General features: G+C 42.5%; 14 protein-coding genes. 3 read left to right on the plus strand and 11 right to left on the minus strand.

Features of this window, described 5'->3' with window-relative positions:
- Positions 1–413 precede the first annotated feature (413 nt).
- From ACOQOE_RS09365 to ACOQOE_RS09400, 8 genes are all read right to left on the minus strand, one after another.
- Complete coding sequence (locus ACOQOE_RS09365) at positions 414–1,565, minus strand: cupin domain-containing protein (protein WP_067865561.1); 1,152 nt, start codon at positions 1,563–1,565, stop codon at positions 414–416.
- A complete protein-coding gene (locus tag ACOQOE_RS09370; protein ID WP_067865560.1) occupies positions 1,565–1,813 on the minus strand; it encodes a hypothetical protein in 249 nt (82 codons plus the stop codon). The genes ACOQOE_RS09365 and ACOQOE_RS09370 overlap by 1 nt, the downstream gene beginning before the upstream one ends.
- 47 nt (positions 1,814–1,860) lie before the next feature.
- Positions 1,861–2,586, minus strand: a complete 726-nt coding sequence (trmJ, locus tag ACOQOE_RS09375) for a tRNA (cytosine(32)/uridine(32)-2'-O)-methyltransferase TrmJ (RefSeq protein ID WP_067865556.1) — start codon at positions 2,584–2,586, stop codon at positions 1,861–1,863.
- A gap of 11 nt (positions 2,587–2,597) precedes the next feature.
- A complete protein-coding gene (locus tag ACOQOE_RS09380; RefSeq protein ID WP_067865553.1) occupies positions 2,598–3,434 on the minus strand; it encodes an alpha/beta fold hydrolase in 837 nt (278 codons plus the stop codon).
- Positions 3,435–3,510: 76 nt separating this feature from the next.
- Complete coding sequence (gene purB, locus ACOQOE_RS09385; protein WP_067865550.1) at positions 3,511–4,875, minus strand: adenylosuccinate lyase; 1,365 nt, start codon at positions 4,873–4,875, stop codon at positions 3,511–3,513.
- A gap of 128 nt (positions 4,876–5,003) precedes the next feature.
- A complete protein-coding gene (locus ACOQOE_RS09390; RefSeq protein WP_067865547.1) occupies positions 5,004–5,699 on the minus strand; it encodes a lysogenization protein HflD in 696 nt (231 codons plus the stop codon).
- A 10-nt stretch (positions 5,700–5,709) separates the two neighbouring features.
- On the minus strand, positions 5,710–6,825 hold the full coding sequence (mnmA, locus tag ACOQOE_RS09395) for a tRNA 2-thiouridine(34) synthase MnmA (RefSeq protein WP_420553846.1): 1,116 nt from the start codon (positions 6,823–6,825) through the stop codon (positions 5,710–5,712).
- Positions 6,826–6,838: 13 nt separating this feature from the next.
- On the minus strand, positions 6,839–7,291 hold the full coding sequence (locus ACOQOE_RS09400; protein WP_331709317.1) for an NUDIX hydrolase: 453 nt from the start codon (positions 7,289–7,291) through the stop codon (positions 6,839–6,841).
- Positions 7,292–7,460: 169 nt separating this feature from the next.
- On the opposite strand from ACOQOE_RS09400, the gene moaE reads away from it, so the two are divergent.
- Complete coding sequence (gene moaE / locus ACOQOE_RS09405; protein ID WP_420553847.1) at positions 7,461–7,919, plus strand: molybdopterin synthase catalytic subunit MoaE; 459 nt, start codon at positions 7,461–7,463, stop codon at positions 7,917–7,919.
- A gap of 45 nt (positions 7,920–7,964) precedes the next feature.
- On the opposite strand, the gene ACOQOE_RS09410 is transcribed toward moaE, so the two are convergent.
- From ACOQOE_RS09410 to ACOQOE_RS09420, 3 genes are all read right to left on the minus strand, one after another.
- Positions 7,965–8,660 carry a response regulator transcription factor gene (locus ACOQOE_RS09410; protein WP_420553848.1) on the minus strand — a complete coding sequence of 232 codons (696 nt, stop codon included), beginning with the start codon at positions 8,658–8,660 and terminating at the stop codon, positions 7,965–7,967.
- Positions 8,657–10,462, minus strand: a complete 1,806-nt coding sequence (locus ACOQOE_RS09415) for a sensor histidine kinase (RefSeq protein ID WP_420553849.1) — start codon at positions 10,460–10,462, stop codon at positions 8,657–8,659. The genes ACOQOE_RS09410 and ACOQOE_RS09415 overlap by 4 nt, the downstream gene beginning before the upstream one ends.
- An 82-nt stretch (positions 10,463–10,544) precedes the next feature.
- Positions 10,545–11,882, minus strand: coding sequence for a VWA domain-containing protein (locus ACOQOE_RS09420; RefSeq protein ID WP_420553850.1), 1,338 nt, complete (start codon positions 11,880–11,882; stop codon positions 10,545–10,547).
- A 260-nt stretch (positions 11,883–12,142) separates the two neighbouring features.
- Between ACOQOE_RS09420 and ACOQOE_RS09425 the strand changes: the two genes are divergently transcribed.
- The gene (locus ACOQOE_RS09425) at positions 12,143–12,508 is read left to right on the plus strand and encodes a hemerythrin family protein (protein WP_420553851.1); all 366 of its coding nucleotides are present in this window, start codon (positions 12,143–12,145) and stop codon (positions 12,506–12,508) included.
- Between the two features lie 93 nt (positions 12,509–12,601).
- Positions 12,602–12,988 (plus strand): hypothetical protein, encoded by a 387-nt coding sequence (locus tag ACOQOE_RS09430; protein WP_420553852.1) that lies wholly within the window; start codon positions 12,602–12,604, stop codon positions 12,986–12,988.
- The last annotated feature ends 52 nt before the right edge of the window (positions 12,989–13,040 follow it).

A 13,040-nucleotide genomic window follows, 5' to 3' on the forward strand; every position in this document is an offset into this window, starting at 1 on the left:
ATGACCTTGTATTAATAAGGTTAGGCAGTCCTATATCAGTTATCTATTTAGTCTCTTCTTTAGTATTAGTTTGATATCTGCTTTCTAAAAACAATTATGAAATAGCTATCAGGTTAATCTAAGAAACGGTAAGGCTAAGGATATGATATTTACATTATTAGTCAGATTTAACTCTATGTTTTTAATAAATTTTATTGTTAACTCTGTTTTCGATTCACAGAGGTTTTTGTGAATATAAGAGGATTGTTATTTTAATCTTACTCAACTCTAAGCTAGCTGATGTTGTGTTTAAAAGCTAGCTTAAAAGTGATGATTTGTTGAATATTTGAGTGGCCTTTTTAGAGCTCAGGGGAGGGAAGAGAACGAGAGACAAACAGTCTAGTAATGTTTGTCTCTAGCTAAGGTTGTACTCTCTATTCCTCTTCTAAGAAGTAGACCGAGCCTTGTAGAAGTAATGCCTTGAGTAGCTCAATATTTTCTTCGCTAGGCTCTATTTTTTCTTGGTATAAATTTGCACATAAACTTTCCGCTAATTGAATCTGACCTTGGCTACAGGCACAGCCTTTACCGTCGACGAAAAGAATAAAGTGATTATCTACTCTATTAAAAGCAAAACGAGAGCCTTCGCTTCGGCATAAAGGAGTCTCGTCATCTAGCAATTGCTTAATTTCAGCTTCATCTAGCTCGCAACTTTGATCTGCACCTTGTTCCTGGTTTTTGGGCTCTGTCATAAATTGACCAAACCAGTGGGAGAGGAGTTCAGGGCTGTCGATATATTCGTGCATAATCGCTTTTACGCGATCTAGCGCTTCGCAGGTGATTTCACCTGGATTATCTTGCTGTTTCAGATCAGCATCACTGTAGCGGTCTTCAGCGGTAGTTATATTGTCTAGATAGTCAGTGAAGTCTGCCATCATCTCTTGATGGGAGGGCGCTCTGAAGCCTACGGAGTAGGTCATACAGTCATCACCAATAGCGTAACCATTATGGCCAAGCCTCGGTGGTACGTAGAGCATATCACCGGGGTTTAAATCCCAGCTTTGTTCGGGGATCCATTCAGGGAGAATCATAACGGGGACATCGTTACGGCGGGGTGAGTCTTCGCCATAAGTGCCACCGACTTCCCAGCGTCGAGTCCCCGATGCTTGGATTAAGAATACATCGTAATTGTCGTAATGAGGGCCAACCCCGCCACCATCAGTAGCGTAACTTACCATAAGGTCATCAAGTCGCCAGTTCGGTACAAAGCGGAAATATTCTAATAACTCGTTAGCCTCGGGAATCCAATGATCGACCGATTGCACTAAGAGTGTCCAATGGCTATCCGGTAGATCTGTAAAAGTGCTTTCGCTCAGAGGGCCATGTTCAAGTTTCCAGTCTTTTCCATCTGGGGACTGGATAATTAAACGTGATTCTACTTCCTCTTCTAAGGCCATGCCTGCTAGCTCGTCAGGACTTACTGGGGCTTCAAAGTTAGGAAAAGCATTACGTATGAGCAATGGCTTTTTCTGCCAGTACTCGCGTAGGAAGGTTTCTACACTGATATCGCCAAATGGGGAGTTCACTACTTTATAAACTCCATTAACTCTTCAACGGCTTTCTCCATTTCGTCATAAACTTTACGTTTATCACGGTTAGCTAACGCTGCAATCTTGTTATTGCCTACTTTTTGGAGACACTTTTGGATAGTTTCGGCACTTTGGCGTATGCCTACGGCGTTGTAGCCCATCATTTTTGACTCATCTTGCATCTGTTTAATACCAGCACGTAGTTCATCCGCTTGTTTTAATAAAACGTCTAGTTGATCTTCCATCTTAGTTTGTCTCAATTTGTCAGTCGGTTATCTGGCTAGTATAGGAGTTATTTCTTTAGCCTTTCTACGGTCTCTTCAATCGAAGTTAATATACCTCGAAGCATATTAAGCTCTGTACGCTCTGGACGAGAGCGATTGAAAAAACGACGTAACTTATCTAGTACTTTACCCTCATGTTGAGGAATTATAAATTCCGTTGTGCGTAACACTTTTTCTAGATGGCTATAAAACAGAGTCATCTCTTTTTGGCGAGGGTATTCTTCTTCAATAGGGGTATAAGTTTTTTCTTCTGTTGCCACATAGACTTCATAGCAAAGCAGTTGGATCGCTTGGGATACATTGAGTACGGGATACTCAGGATTGGCAGGAATGTAAATATGAACATTGCATTGCTGTAGTTCATCGTTATGTAGTCCCATGGTTTCTCGGCCAAAAACCAGTGCTACATTGCCTTGTTCTGATTCTGCTACGATCCGCTCAGCGCCTTTTCTCGCATTGAGGAGAGGAAGGTCGAAGGTGCGTTTGGTTCGTGCGCTGGTACCTATCACTAACTGGCAGTCTGAAATAGCTTCTTCTAGTGAACTGACGATTACCGCATTGTCTAACAGATCTTTGGCACCCGCAGCTCGGGAATCCGCTTCAGGGCTTGGAAACTCTCTCGGCTCCACAAGGTATAAATTGTTTAGACCCATGTTTTTCATAGCGCGGGCTGCGGCGCCAATATTACCTGGGTGGAAGGTGTTGATTAGTACAACTCTAATGTTTGATAGCATTTCAGGAGATCTCACAAAGCATCAACAAAGCGGTTAAGGTCATAGATAAATTTATGTCTATGCCACAAATGGGGTGAGTGGTCCGCGCTAGGGTAGACAAGCAGTTCGGAATTTTCAATATGTTGATGAACCCAGTTTTGTAACTTTGCGCAATAAAATTGGCTTTCTTCACCATAAATTAGCAAGGTCGGTGTATTTATTGTAGGTAGAACATCACGATAATCCTGCTGTGTTATGTTTTCCCAACACGCGATAAGTAATGGCGCATTTTGCTTTTGTAAATAATCGCGCATTTTTTGAAAACTGTGGGAGTTTTGTTGGAAGTTTTGTAACGATTGATAGTGCATACCATAAGCAATGAGTTCTAAAACACTTTGAGTGAAGTCTTGTTTTAGTAGTTGGATAAAGGTTTCATTGTTTTTGCTGCTAAATTCACCATAAACACCATGATTCCATTCATCGTCGGTAAGTAGTTTCGGCGAGTGATCAACCATACATAATCCTGCAATACGGTCTTGGCCATATTTACGAATATATTCCCAAGTCGTTAAAGCGCCCAGAGAGTGGCCAATAATGACAGCTTCTTGAATATCTAAATAATTAAGTAGTGTATGAAGATCGTCAGCCATTTCGGGGAGTGTCATATTCGTGCCTTCGGAATAGGGGTGCCCTCCGTGTCCTCGTGCATCCCAACAGACGACTCGGTGCTGCTGGGCTAGCTCTGAGGCAAAGGGTAGCCATTCACGTACACAGGCGGTCCAGCCATGAAGGAATATTAAGGTTTTGTTTCCTTCACCAAGTGAGACGAAATGAATCTTAGTTAAGTCGGGGCGAGTAAGGTATTCCATAAGGCTTGATCCATAATAATAAAAACGGGGCCATAGCCCCGTTTTTAAAATCTAAATTGAGCCCAAAGCACCATTTTTAGATTTTCTTTGCCTGATCTACCGCACTACCAATATAAGTGTGTGGTGTTAATGCCTTAAGAGACTGTTTAGCTTCTTCTGGCATATCAAGCGTATCCACGAAGGCTAGAATGGTTTCTTTATTCATATCCTGACCGCGGGTTAGTGCTTTCAGCTTCTCGTAAGGTTCTTCGATAGCGTAACGGCGCATAACGGTCTGGATTGGTTCAGCAAGGACTTCCCAAGCATTTTCTAAGTCTTCATTTAGCTTAGCAGGGTTTAGCTCAAGTTTGCTGATCCCTTTTAAACTAGATTGATAAGCGATTAGGCTATAACCAAAGCCGACTCCCATATTACGTAGCACTGTAGAGTCTGTTAGGTCGCGCTGCCAGCGGGAAACGGGTAGTTTTTGTGCCAAGTGACCCATGATCGCATTTGCTATACCTAAGTTACCTTCGGAGTTCTCGAAGTCGATAGGGTTAACTTTATGCGGCATAGTAGATGACCCAACTTCGCCAGCAATTGTTTTTTGTTTGAAGTAACCCTGAGAGATGTAACCCCAGATATCACGATCGAAATCGATTAGGATAGTGTTGAAACGCGCAACAGTATCAAAGAGCTCAGCAATGTAGTCGTGAGGCTCGATTTGAGTTGTGTATGGGTTGAACGTTAAACCTAAGCTTTCAACAAAATTTTGCGCATTTTCAGCCCAATCAATATCGCTATACGCGGATAGGTGAGCGTTGTAGTTACCTACAGCACCGTTGATCTTACCTAAGATCTCTACAGCTTTTAGCTGTTTGATCTGACGTTGCATGCGGTAGGCAACGTTTGCAAACTCTTTACCTACTGTTGTAGGTGATGCTGTTTGACCGTGGGTACGGGATAGCATTGGTTGTTCTGCGAATTCGCGGCCAAGGGTTGCTATCTCATCAGTGACTTGTTGCATCTGTGGTAAAACAACATCTAAACCATGTTTAAGCATTAAACCATGAGATAGGTTGTTAATATCTTCAGAGGTGCAGGCAAAATGTACAAATTCATTAATTGCCATTAATTCGGCGTTATCTTTGAATTTATCTTTGATGAAGTATTCAACTGCTTTTACATCGTGATTTGTTGTACGTTCGATGTTTTTAACAGCTTCTGCATCCGCAGGGCCAAAATCAGTTACTATAGCGTTTAAAACAGAATTAGCTTCAGCGCTCAATGCTGGAACTTCACTAATCTGGGCGTGAGCCGCTAGTTTCTGTAACCAACGTACCTCTACTTCTACGCGAAAGCGTATTAGGCCATATTCACTAAATACATCACGTAGGTCAGCTGTTTTGCTGCCATAGCGCCCATCAATTGGCGAAACGGCCGTCAGTGCGGAAAGCTCCATGAAACGATCTCTATCTTGATTAAAAAGAAGGCGCGCATTATACCTGAGTAGACGTCACTTTCGTAGGGCTAGTGCCGACAAATCCAGACAATAAAGTAATGCAGGGGTAGAACCTTATCAGGAACAACTTAACCCATTATATTTTTTAATGAGGGGCGAAGGCGTGATTTAAAAAAGAGTAGGTGCCAACGTTTTCCGCCTTTTTGGCGCCATAACATCGCACTGCGGATACCCGCAAGGAGTAGGGCGCGAATCTTTGCCGCATTTTCACTGTTCTGCAGATGCCTTGGGTCGCCTGTTACTTGGATACGGAAGCTGAACGAGCTAATGGTGTCTTGATAAAGGCTTGCTAGATTTGCGACAACATTAGGGTGGCAGTATGTTGATGGTGTTAAAGCGAGTTCATGCTCTGGCGCTAAATTAGCTTCAGAGTATTGGTTTTCGGAATTAAAGTATTTTGCTTGTTCTGTGACTTGCTTCAAACGGTGGCCAATCGTTTGAAGCATTTCGGGATTTGAGCTTAACTTACGCTCTAAATGCACCATGCTAAGTACGTAGCGAATAACATCTTTATTATGTTCAGCACGTGGCTTATCAACAATATCTTTTAGGTTTTGCAACCCAAGGTGGAGGTTATAGGGTAAGTCTGCAGCGCCACCGTAAATATCTTCAGAGCAAGCGGGATCGAGTTGCATAATGCTGTAGATAGAGGTTTCAAGGCTGTTTTGGGCAACCATTCCGCGTGTAGCTATCTGCTCGACTAAGGCTGCTGCTTGGAAAATTCCGGCCAGGCCTAATGTTTGTTCATCATGTTGACGTGACACCTTAAACCTCTCAGCTATCTAACGATTCATTCTTGCCAGTGTTTTCTATTACGCCACCACCCAAGCATACATCATCACTATAAATAACAACGGATTGGCCGGGTGTGACTGCTCGTTGGGGTTCATTAAAACGGATGAGGTAACCGGAATCACCGTGGCGTTCAATAATACACTCTTGATCAGATTGACGATAACGTACTTTAGCTTTGCAACGATAAGGTAGTGGTGGCTCTTCGTCATTTATCCAAAAAATCTCATCGGCGGTTAACCAATCGGTAAACAGCAGATCGTGCTGCTTACCTTGTACGGCGATAAGTACATTGTGCTCTAGATCTTTGCCCGCGACAAACCAAGGTTCTTCTGGGTAATCTTTAAGCCCACCAATATGCAGGCCTTGGCGCTGCCCTATGGTGTAATACATTAAGCCCGCGTGTTCGCCTATCTGCTCGCCTGTCGGTGTTTTTATCTTACCGGGTTGAGCTGGTAGATACTGTTTCAGAAAATCACTAAAGCGACGTTCGCCAATAAAGCAGATGCCGGTGCTGTCTTTTTTATTATGCGTAACCAGATCATGAGCTTCTGCGAGCTTTCTGACCTCTGGTTTTTCCAATTCTCCTACGGGGAAAAGGGTTTTCTCTATCTCCGGTTGGCCTACTTGATGTAGGAAGTAACTTTGATCTTTGTTGTTATCAAGCCCTTTAAGTAAGCGGGTTTTCCCCTCCCGTAGACCTCGGCGAACGTAATGACCGGTAGCGATCATATCCGCGCCCAACTCTATAGCGTACTCAAGAAAGGCTTTAAATTTGATTTCACGATTGCATAGAATATCGGGATTCGGTGTACGGCCCGCTTTATATTCTTCTAGAAAATGTTCAAATACATTGTCCCAGTACTCCGCCGCAAAGTTGGCGGTATGTAATTTAATACCTAGCTTATCGCAGACGGCTTGCGCATCAGCTAAATCATCTTTAGCTGTACAGTATTCAGTACCATCATCCTCATCCCAGTTTTTCATAAACAGGCCTTCAACCTCATATCCTTGCTGTATAAGGAGTAGGGCTGATACGGATGAGTCAACGCCGCCGGACATGCCGACGATCACTTTAGTCTGGCTATGATCAGTCATGGGTTTTTTTCGATTAGTTACTGTATTCGTGAATGAGTTCTAACGGGTATTGTTTGCCTGCAATATAGTCATCAATGCACTGTAACACCATTGGACTACGGAGTTTGTGCATATTGCTTGCAACTTCATCGCGGGTCATCCAAACCGTCTGGATAATACCTTCATCTAAGGTTCTATCCGCATCGTGTTTAATGGCTTCAGCGTAAAAACAGGCGCGATGATAAGTTTTGTTGTTAATACTCGATTTATAAACATAAAAACCGATAAGGTAGCGGGGTTTTACATGCCAAGCGGATTCTTCAAGTGTTTCTCTACAAGCCGCTTGAACAAAGGTTTCCCCTTCCTCAATATGGCCAGCTGGTTGATTGAATACAATTTCACCGGAAGATTGTTCTTCTATGAGTAGAAATTTTCCGTTTTTTTCAACGATGACAGCAACAGTGGCATGAGGATACCAATCCATCATATTCCTCAGAAATTTGATCGTAATTATTCGAATTCATACGTACAAAATAAGCGCCACACAATAGCATCAAATGCTGTTGTTTGATAGATAAAAACACTCGTCTATGGTGACGCATCTCTATGCGCCTTAGTGCTATGATCTGTGTTATTAGTTTAAGAGGCAAAGTGATATGGCAACGACTCAGGTATATGTCCAAACGGATGACTTTGATATAGGGGATCTTTCTGAACGTGTGAGAGCAAATGATGCGACTAGCGGTGCCATTGTTACGTTCACTGGTATAGTACGTGAATTAGCAACTACAAATAATACATTAGATGCGCTGTTTTTAGAGCATTATCCAGGCATGACAGAGCGGGCTTTAGAGGAAATTGCTGAGCAAGCACGGGAGCGTTGGAATCTAGGTAATATAGTGATTAGTCATCGTGTAGGGCGGCTTAGTCTTAATGAAAATATCGTCTTTGTCGGGGTGGGTAGTGCGCATCGAATTGACGCTTTTGAAGCCGCTCAATTTATCATGGATTATCTAAAAAAGAGTGCGCCTTTTTGGAAGAAAGAGATCTCTTCTGGAGGGGAATGCTGGGTTGAGCAGAAACAGAGTGACTTAGATGCAGCAAAGAGATGGTAGCCGAGACAGCTATAAAGACTACGACTTAGCCTAAAAAGTTAGCGGCTAATGCTGAATAAATCGGTAACCTATACCGTGCACCGTTTGAATGACTTTAGGCGCTTTAGCATCGACTTCAATCACTTTGCGTAATTTAGAAATATGTTGATCTAGCGTACGACTGCTTGGTAAATAGTCTCTTCCCCAGCATTCGTTGAATAGCATGTCCCGATCAACAACTTTGCCCTGTTCGCGATGGAGGAGTTGGAGAATTTTAAGATCTCGCAAGCTTAATTCAAATGTGATCTCTTCACGCTGTGCTTGTAGTTGAGCCGGAAAAACGCGTAGATCATTCATCCAAAATGTTTCCGCTTCTTGTTGATCACTCGGCTGTTGAGTTTGTAAACAGCGGCGTGTGACTGCTTTTATACGTGCAACGACTTCTCGGGTGCCAAATGGTTTTTTGATATAGTCATCAGCACCGAGCTCGAGTCCTAGAACTTGGTCGATCTCTTCTGATTTTGCCGTAATAAAGATCACTGGAACGGTTTCGTTAAGCTGGCGAATTTTCCTACACAGGGTGTAACCATCCATTTTGGGCATCATAATATCGAGTAAGATCAGGTCGGGTTGATGTTCAATATATAAGTGAAGGGCGCTCTCGCCATCATCGGCTTCTATACAAGTGTAACCTTCATTATCAAGTAGATCGAAAAGTCCCATCCTAATATTAAGATCATCTTCTGCAATAAGAATTTTCATAAACTACCTTTAGCGGGTGAATGGCTTAGGCTTACGGGTGTGTAGAGGCTAAGTAGGAAACTGGCGCCTTGAGTCGTTGATTCTAAAATCAGATCACCGCCATGCTTGCGTGCCAGTTCGCGCGCAATGCTCAAACCTATGCCGGTACCGCTAATACCATCAGTAAGCTTGTTACTGGCGCGATAAAATTGTTCAAAAATAGATCTTGATGAGTACTCATCTATACCGGGGCCGTTGTCATGGATGCGAATAAAACTGTAGTCACCTTCCTGCCAGCACTCTATCTGTAGAACACCGCTATCAGCTGCGTATTTCTCAGCGTTACTGAATAAGTTATTTAAAATCTGTTCAGTACAGTGAGGATCTAATAAAACGTTTGTGTCGCAGTGGCTGGTAAGCTTAGGGTCTATTCCTCGCTGAGCAAAGGCGGGGGCAAATGCCTCTAGCGTGTTATTAATACATTCTTGCACAGTAGCCATCTGCAGGTTTAGGTCTAAGCCGTCACGTTCTAACTTTGAAAAGCTGAGTACGTTATCGATTAAGCGTGTGAGGCGCTTGCTTTCGTTATTAATAATATTTAAGTAACGCTTTTGTTTAACCTGTTCATCATCAAGTTGGTTTTCCAGCATCTCGGTATACATGCGTACATTGGTCAGTGGTGTTTTTAATTCATGGGAGACCTGATTAACAAAATTTACCCGTTGGAGAGCTAAACGTGACTCGCGGGTTTGCTCTCTGTATACGAGCCAACCAAGTGCCGATAAAGCACTTAAGGTTATTACTATAATGAGCAGTTTTTCTAACCAGTTTTGCTGAGGTTTGCTAAGGCTGGTAGTGGTGTATTCTAATCGCCAACTACCTAAAGGGTGGCTCAGGTTTAATGTCTTAATCGGTGTTAGGTGATCGGCGTTTTCCTTTGTGCTGCCCCATTCGTAACTGACTTCACCACGACTGTTTTTGAGGGTGATAATTGAGTTGTTCAGAGGGTGCTCTGCTGTTATCTCTGACTGATCTGGGAGTAAATTAATTAAATCAGAGAGTAAGCGGGCACGGCTAATGGCAAATCCCATAACACGATTATCGGCTGTTGTTTGCCAGTAGATATGCTGAAGTTGGGTGTTGTTGTACCAAGCGATCCAACCGGAATCTGTAGGCTCTACCTGTTCTACTTGCTTGTCGCTAATATTGGAAGAAGCTATAGGGCTATCAGCAGCTATTGATGATGTTGCTTGGGAGCGACGACTGATAAGGGGAGCTATTTCAGTCTCAGCATTAATGCTTTTTTCTGTTGAGCGTGTTAACCGTTGTGTTTGTGGCACTGATTTCAATTGTGCGCTGTAAGGCGCTTGGGCTAATAGCTCTGGTGCATTAGCTTTTTGGGTTGTGGTATTGCTTTCTTGCGTGTGGGTAAAGAGAGAAGGGGTTTCCAATAAAGTTTTTGTTTGCTGAAGAAATTGGATTTCCTGAGCAGTAGCATTCGTTGGGGTGGGGTAGATGAGTTTTCTTGTTGAATCAAGAATGAAAACTTGCTCAATATAAGGACTTGATTTACTGAGTTGTCTAAGTGCTTGAGATGACGCGTTTTGGTTGAGTTCCGCCGCTTCTGATTGTAAGACCGCCTCTAAACGTTGGAAATGGCCTTGAAATAAGCCATCAACAGATTTTAATTTAACTTCCACTAAGGCTTGGAATTGATGCTGAATCAGCTGCTGTTGGTTTTGTTCTAGACGCACAGATAACCAGCCAAGAATAAGGATAGGTATCAAAATCAATCCACAGAGTAACAAGGCTGTTTTTTTCAAATCATTCTCGCTTTGCTTATTCAGCCCCCAAGATCTGAGGGCTGATTTATCGGTGATTAAACCTTTATGTGGTCAAATTAGCTTAGTAGCTTTGCTGCTTAGAGCGTTTGAACTGACGTTCTTTTAGCTCTTTACGTTTTTTACTCCATTCTTGCTCATCATCAAGTTCGTCTGCATCTTTAAGCGCTTCCTCTTTCTGCTCGATCAATTTGGGTGAAGCTAATGCTTGGCCTAAATTATCTAAGTAATCAGCGCTTTTTTGCAAGATGCTTTGTGCTCCTTGAATATCACCTTGATCTCTTTTTTCTACCGCCTCACGATTGAACTCATTTGCGACTTGTTCTGCCGCTGCTTCATAAGTTTCAGTATCTACCGCCTCATCAATCTGCTCTTGAGAGCGACTAAACTGTGCAACTACGTTACTCGATAATTGTTCGTTACGTTGATTAAATAGATCATTATAGCGGATATCAACATCGACAAGTTCTAAGTTGGAGCGATCTTCTTGGGCGGGGACCTCTACCTCTAGGATGATAAACTTCTCCTGTTCACTATAAAGCTGGTTCATTCGCGTGCTAACCATATTCCCGCTGATATCAGCCTCACGTCCTAAAACACGTAATGGGCGTACGCCGTTTTTACATTTTATGCGGATTTCAACGCTTTGCGCGACAACAGAGAGTACATCACCAAACTCATACTGAAAAACCTTGGCTAGATCTTCTGCCTTCTCTACAAAGGCATGGTTACCATCACTGAAGCCTGCAAGCTGGGTCATTAAGTCCTCGTTATAACCTAAGCCAAGACCAATCGTTGTAACACTAATCCCTTCTTTAGCAAGGGATAAGCCTAGTTTTCCAAGTTCATTAGGGGCGCTAGGCCCTACATTAGCTAAGCCGTCGGATAGAAGAATGACTCGGTTGACTTTGTTCATATCTAAAAACTTTCGAAGTTCTTGCGATCCTTTGCTTACACCGGCAAAGAGGGCTGTATTTCCACTGGCGTTGATCTGCTGAATTGAGTGAGCGATCAGTTCGGTATCGCTCGCTTTTGTTGCAGGTACGACAACATTGACACGACTGTCGTAACTGACCACTGAAACAATATCGTTAAGGCTTAATCGATTGATGGCCATGATAGCTGCTTTCTTTGCATGGTAGAGCTTGTCCCCCTGCATTGAACCTGATTTGTCCAGAACGATAGCAATATTGGCGGGAATACGTTTTTGTGGTTGATCTTGTTTGAACGCTTCTAAGGAAATCTTAATAAAAGCATTGTGTGTACGCTCAGCTTCCATAACGGGGGTGGCAAGATTAACTTGGAGGTCAATCTGTTTAGCTTGACTGAGTGGCGCAAGCGCTGCGCTAAAGCATAGTGCTAGTAGTAGGTGTTTAATATTTGTTAAGCGGTATCTGTTCATGGGGGTGTCCTCTATTGATCCTTTTGTTACCGATAATTTAGGGCAATACCGCAAGTGAAAAGTCAGATAGATATATAAATGTTGTAAAATATTTGTAAAAACAGTTCAAGCCCTGATGCTGAAAGTCTTGCTTATAGGTGATGATGTGTAACTGAAAAAGGTTAATTATTCGACGTATAAGTTTTGTTACTGATTTATGTCAGTTACAAATTATGTGGCAAACAGGACTATGCTTAATTCTTCTGAAGAGGGATATGACTATGACTGTGACGAGCGAGTTAATTTGGCAGGATCAGCAACACCAAACTTTATTTCAGTTAATCGATGAAATTAAGGCTGAACAGGTTGATGTATCAACGTTCACTCGCCTGATTGATTACGCGGAACATCATTTTTATTTAGAAGAGTGTTATATGCAAACACTCAATTATCCTGATTATGATGCTCATCTACAGGCGCATAATAAGTTTCGCAACGAGCTGATGAAGATGCTTGATGGTCATCAAGAGTACACGCCGGAACTTAGAGAGATGTTAGCTAGTTTCTTATCGGAGTGGCTCAAGCGGCATATATTTGGCATTGATAAGCGCTTAGAGCTTTATATTCTTGAATCTGAACGTAAGTAATTTTCCGCTGTCTGCAATTTTTCTTAAATAGGATTGAGTTTATAGTGCAGTTGCTCTAAGTTTTCCTTATACCAAATTAGAGTGAGATTGTGGATGGCGCTTATCTGTATTAAATCATTGCCCTTTGAAGAGGATGTTGAGGTGCCGGCAATGATTAAAAGCATTACTGACGATTTATCAAGAGGGACGGATATTAGTATTGAACATATAACGGTTACTTGGGAATTTATACCTTCAAGACAGTATGCGGTGGCGGGTTTGATGCCGAGTTCCCAGCCCCAAAGCGGGAGTCATCCGGTGCTTGTTGACCTGCATGTACCGAGTTTTCACAATATTAGTAGTATTGAGGCGATTATGGAGTGTATAGCCTTTTCCATTTCAAAACGCAGTCGTGTCGCTTACAGTAATATCTTTATCAATTATCGTAAAATAAATTCCGGACATGTGTTTGATCATGGAAAGGTTTTGCGGTGGAAGTAGGTTTAGGTTGATGTTCTAAAAAAAAGAGGCGTTAAGCCTCTTTTTTAGTTAA

The sequence above is a fragment of the Neptuniibacter marinus genome, from assembly GCF_965223595.1.
Lineage (GTDB): Bacteria > Pseudomonadota > Gammaproteobacteria > Pseudomonadales > Balneatricaceae > Neptuniibacter > Neptuniibacter marinus.